Origin of the sequence: Aquipuribacter hungaricus (assembly GCF_037860755.1) — a bacterium.
Taxonomy (GTDB): domain Bacteria; phylum Actinomycetota; class Actinomycetes; order Actinomycetales; family JBBAYJ01; genus Aquipuribacter; species Aquipuribacter hungaricus.
Map to the genome: position 1 here is coordinate 1 of NZ_JBBEOI010000468.1, position 936 is coordinate 936.

1 pseudogene is annotated in these 936 nt (G+C 80.8%); it reads right to left on the minus strand.

Annotated elements, in window-relative coordinates:
- Nucleotides 1–118: 118 nt before the first annotated feature.
- Nucleotides 119–936: pseudogene (locus tag WCS02_RS20665) on the minus strand (SWIM zinc finger family protein); the annotation flags it as partial.

Genomic DNA, 936 nt, shown 5'->3' on the forward strand with positions numbered 1-936 from the left:
GGCTGGCCGCCGGAGCGGTCGGTGCCGAGCAGGGCCGCCGCGACGAGGCCGCGCCACGCGGTCGCCAGGTCCGGGCCCGCCGTCCCGCCCGGCGCGTCTGTGGCGTCCGCCTGGTCGGTCACGGCCGCACCTGCTCCGTGTCGAGCACGGCACGCAGCCGCAGCCCGGCGGGCGACAGCTCGCCCGCCACGGTCGACGGGTGGCCGCCCGACGCCGCGAGCCATCCCAGCGGGGCGTCCGCGCCGAGCAGGGGCAGGCCGGCGCCGTCCGCGTCGACGGCCGTCCACCCTGCAGGCCCGCGGGCCGGACGGACGCCGGACAGGACGACGGGGACGGCCCTCACCCACGGGTCGCGCGCCAGTGCCGCGGCGAGCGTGGCGGTCGCCCGCGCCACGGTGACCCCCCGGGCGCGGTCGCCGTCGTTCTCCGTCGACGCGCCGCGGCGCTCGCCGACCACCGCGCGCAGCGGTCGGCCGGGGTGCACGTGCAGGTCGGCGTCGAGCACCTGGCCCGGGAGCAGGCCGGTGTCCGGCGGCTGCCCCCCGACGCCCCACGCCAGGACGTACAGGTCGTGCCCGGTCGTCGTGCCGTGCACGTGGGCGCGGCGGGTCAGCAGCCGGCCGTCGGCCTCGTCCACCTGCCAGGCGACGAGCCACCGGTCCGGGATGCCGGGCGTGGCCAGGACGTCCCCGGTCGAGGTGCTCCACCCCACCCGGCTCCGCACCACCTCGGCCGCGACCCTGCCGGCTGCCACGCCACCCGCGACGGTGCGCCAGGCGGTCACGAGCAGCGCGAGCCTGGCCATCCCGGCCAGCACGCGGTCGGGCCAGCGGTCGTCGCCGGCGCCCCAGGGCAGGTCGCGGACCAGGGCGGCCGCACCGGAGGCCTGCGCGTCGACCAGCCGCGCGGCGACCCGGGCGGACTCCGCGGGGCCGT